This window comes from Bifidobacterium miconis (assembly GCF_019331735.1).
Taxonomy (GTDB): Bacteria; Actinomycetota; Actinomycetes; order Actinomycetales; family Bifidobacteriaceae; genus Bifidobacterium; species Bifidobacterium miconis.
Map to the genome: position 1 here is coordinate 1 of NZ_JAHBBH010000072.1, position 4,092 is coordinate 4,092.

Annotated in this window: 3 protein-coding genes; all 3 read right to left on the reverse strand. The window is 62.7% G+C overall.

The features are described from left to right. Positions 1-234 precede the first annotated feature (234 nt). Entirely contained in the window at positions 235-363 is a 129-nt protein-coding gene (locus KIH79_RS12535; RefSeq protein WP_420829384.1) for an ATP-binding protein, read from the reverse strand. Positions 364-414: 51 nt separating this feature from the next. Further along, positions 415-2,823 carry an alpha-L-arabinofuranosidase C-terminal domain-containing protein gene (locus KIH79_RS12540; RefSeq protein ID WP_219059681.1) on the reverse strand — a complete coding sequence of 803 codons (2,409 nt, stop codon included), beginning with the start codon at positions 2,821-2,823 and terminating at the stop codon, positions 415-417. A gap of 40 nt (positions 2,824-2,863) precedes the next feature. Beyond that, the coding region (locus tag KIH79_RS12545; RefSeq protein WP_274607642.1) for an alpha-L-arabinofuranosidase C-terminal domain-containing protein at positions 2,864-4,092 on the reverse strand (1,229 nt) is incomplete at its 5' end.

A 4,092-nucleotide genomic window follows, 5' to 3' on the forward strand; every position in this document is an offset into this window, starting at 1 on the left:
ACAGGTACGATGGACGGCACGGTGGAAACCCGCGTTGAACGCGTTCGCCATCACCTTCGCCGATCGCTGGCCCGCCAGCGAGAACCAATAACCAAACCGCCAGTTACACACTTAATGGGACAGTCCCTTGGTGTCCGCTTTGTGAGCGGTGTTTTTCCGCGTAGGCAGCGGGTTTTCCGCGGTGTGGGCGGTGTCGGCCGCTGCCTGTGTGCGTGTGTTGTGTTGTTGGTTGGGTTATTTGGTCATGAGGGCGTGTTCGCTGCGGTAGGAACGGCCCTCGAATCTGATGAGTCGTCCGTGGTGGACGGTGCGGTCGATGAGGGCGGCGGCCATGTTCTTGTCGCCGAGGACGCGTCCCCATATCTCGAGCGGCGTCGCCCCAGAGGAGGGGGTTGCTCCGTTCCCCGAGGAGGGTCAGACGATATGGAACTGCAGGACGTGCACCGCGTATGCCGGCATGCGGTAGTCGAGCGCCTCGATCGGCGTGCGTCCATCCCCGGCGTATTCGGTGCGTTCGCGGGAGGACACGAGGGCGGGATGGTCGAAGTCGTTCTTCGCGTCCAGCGCGAATCCATCCATGTGGTCGACCGAATACGTGGCGCTCATCGCGTGATCGAACGTCAGTCGTACATCGGATGGTGTGTCGGTCACGTTGACGAGCTTGACCGTCACCGTATCGCTCTCGTTGCGCACGGCGGAGTAGTACAGATCATCCGGCCGATACGGCAGCAGGGTCTCGCGGAAGATACGCTCGCCGTCCAGTTCGAAGCTGACCGTGCCGTGGTCGACTTCCAGCGCCGCGTGATAGGTGACGCCGGGAGCGCACTTGATATGGGACACGGAATAGTACGCCTCCTTGCCGTGCTCGAAGGTGCGCAGCGTCAACGCTCGCCCCCACCAGCCGTTGATCGTGACCGCGGCATAGTCCTCGTCCGATGCACCGGCGAAACGGATGCGCATCTCGTTGCCGCCCGAACCGGGATCAGCAGGGACGGCCGGGATGAAGTCGAATTCGAGACGGAAATGCCAGGAATCCGCGGTATGCAGCGGCAGCGTGGTGTTGTCGCCGGGCACGAGCACGGTGTGGGGCGTGCGCTGGACGGTCGCGTTGCCGTCGGTCAGATCGGTGATCGTGAGATCGTCGATGGTCATGCCCGCGTCGCCGATGTCGATCGACGCAGCGCCGTTCACCGGGTATTCGGCCGGTTCAAGGTGCGCGATGTCGTCGCTGGTACCGAGCAGCGAGACGCCCTGATTACGGGTGAACAGCCGCTGCACGTAGTAATTCGGCGTGCCGTATGACTCGTTGCCGTTGAAGTCGATGAGCACGGGATCCCAGTTGCGGTACTTCACGTTGTTGAGCAGTGGCGCGTAACAGGCCATCGCCACGGCCGGAGTACGTTCGAGACCGGTCATGAACGCGGCTTCGGCAAGCGCGTTGAACCACGTATCGTCGAGCGTGGCGTACTCGCCGATGAACACCTTGGAACAGTACGGGTGGGACTGGTAGCGATAGGCGTTCATCACGACCCATTCGGGGGAATGGTAGAAGTGGACGTCCATGATCGGCGTGCCGGTGCGGTCGGCCTGTTCGAACGACGGCTCGTACACGTCGCTGCACGGGCAAGCGCCCGCGCTGCCGATGATCTGGATGTCCGGGTAGCGGTCGTGGATCTGCCGGTGGGCGATCTCGTACCGGTCGTAGAACTCCTGGTACTCCTCCTCGTTGCCGAGCGCGATGTACTTCATGTTGAACGGGGCCGGGTGCCCCATCGTCGAGCGCACATGCCCCCATTCGCTGTATGCCGGGCCGTTGGCGAACTCGATCACGTCAAGCGCGTCGTCGATCCACGACTGCAGGTTCTCGATCGGGTCCTCGGTGTGATCGTGCGAGTTGCACCCGAGGGAGATGACGGGGATGGGTTCGGCACCGATCTGTTCGCACAGGCGGAAGTACTCGTAGAAGCCGAGACCGAAGGTCTGGTTGTACTTCCATCGGCTTCGTTTGGACGGACGTTCCTCGATCGGTCCGACCGTAAACTTCCAGCGGTACACCGAATCGTGGGCGCTCGGGTCGAACGCACCGTCATGGATCAGACAGCCGCCGGGGAATCGCATGAACTTCGGTTTGAGGTCGGCGATCTTCTCGGCCAAATCGCGTCGGAGCACATGGCCGTCGTCGAACGTGTCGAGCGGGATCAGCGAGACCATGTCGAGGTCGATCGTCGCATGCTCGTCGCAGCGCACTACCAGCACGGCGGTCGGATCGTCCTGTTGCGAAGTAAGGACGGCGTTGTAAACGGTCCAGTCTCCTGCAGCAATGGCGAACGTTTCGTCGGCGCGGATTTCGCGCAGGTCGGCCGAACGCAGTTCCACGCGCAGCCGGGCGGTCGACGCCGCCGACGCATCGTCGATGCGCGCATGGCAGGAGAACGCATACTGGGCCCCGGCGCGTATGGGGAGACCATCGTTGAAGCCCGGATTGGCAATGCCTGCGATCGTTGCGGCGTCCGCGGCACCAGCGTTATCAGCATCGGCGGCCGGACCGAGCACGAGGTAGTGCAGGTTGTTGCCGTTGAGCGGATGCTCGTCGGCGACGACTGCGCTGGTGGTGCCGCCTTCCGGCAGTACGGTCCAGCCGGTCAGCGGCGTGTAGTCGGGATTGTCGATCGGATCGAACTCGAACGAACGATTCTGGATCAGCTCGGCGTACAGGCCGCCGTCGGCGGCATGATTGAGATCCTCGAAGAAGACGCCGAACAGGTCGCCCTGCTCCTTGACCCGATCCTCGGTACGGATCGAAATGGAATGCCGTGTTGACATGTGATGCTCCTAGTGATGAATGATGGCTGTCGATCGATGGTCAGACGAGGCGGAACTTCAGTACGTGCACGGCGTGTGCGGGCACGCGGTAGTCGAGCGCGGACGTCGACGCGGCGTCGATGCGAGCATGTTCGGTCCGTTCGCTGGAAGACACCAGTGCGGGGTGATCGAGGTCGTTCCTCGCATCCAGCGCGAACCCATCCATGTGCTCGATCGAGTACGTCGCCTTCACTTCGTGGTCGAAGGTCAGTCGAACGTCGGATGGCGTGTCGGTCACGTTCACCAGCTTGACCGTCACCGTATCGTCCTCGTCGCGCACAGCGGAATAGTACAGATCGTCCGGCTCGTACGGCAGCAGGGTCTCGCTGAAGATCGGGTTGCCGTCCATCACGAGGCTAACCGTGCCGTGGTCGAATTCGAGCAGCGCGCGATGCGTGGTCTCCGCGGCATAGTTGACGTGGGTGGCGCTGTAGTAGGATTCCTTGCCGTGCTGGTAGGTGCGCAGCGTGAGCATGCGACCCCACCAGCTGTTGATGGCGAGCGCCACATAGTCGTCGGATCCGGTTTCGGCGAAGCGGATGGTGACGTCGGTGCCGGAGGATTCCGGGTCGAGCTTTTCGTGCGCGGTGAAGTCGAGATCGATCCGGAAGTGCTCGGTGCCACCTAGGTTGAGCGGCAGTTTGATGACGCCGTCCGGCGTGAGCTCGACATTGGATTCCCGTTGCAGCACGGCGCCGTCATGGTCGAGATCGGTGATCGTCAATTGGCTGACGGTGAACGGCGCGTTGATGATGTTGAGCGAGGCGTTGCCGCGCGCTGACCACTGGGAGCGCGGACCTCGCGCCACATCGTCGCTCGTGCCGAGCAGGGACGTGCCCTGGTTGCGCGAGAACAGACGCTGCACGTAGTAGCTGGGCGTGCCGTAGGAGGTTCGGCCGTCGTAGTTGATCATGTCCGGCTTCCAGTCGGTGTACTTCACGTTGTTGAACAGCGGCGCATAGCAGGCGAGCGCCACGCCGGCGGCACGTTCGAGGCCGGTCATGAACGCGGCTTCGGCGAGCGCGTTGAACCACGTATCGTCGAGCGTGGCGTATTCGCCGAGGAACACCTTGGTGTGGTAGGGGTGGTTCTCGTACCGGTAGGCGTTCATGACCGTCCATTCCGGGGCGTGATAGAAGTGCACATCCATCAGCGGAGTGTTGAGCCGATCGCCTTGTTCGAACGCCGGATCGTACAGGTCGCTGTATGGGCAGACGCCCGCACTGCCGG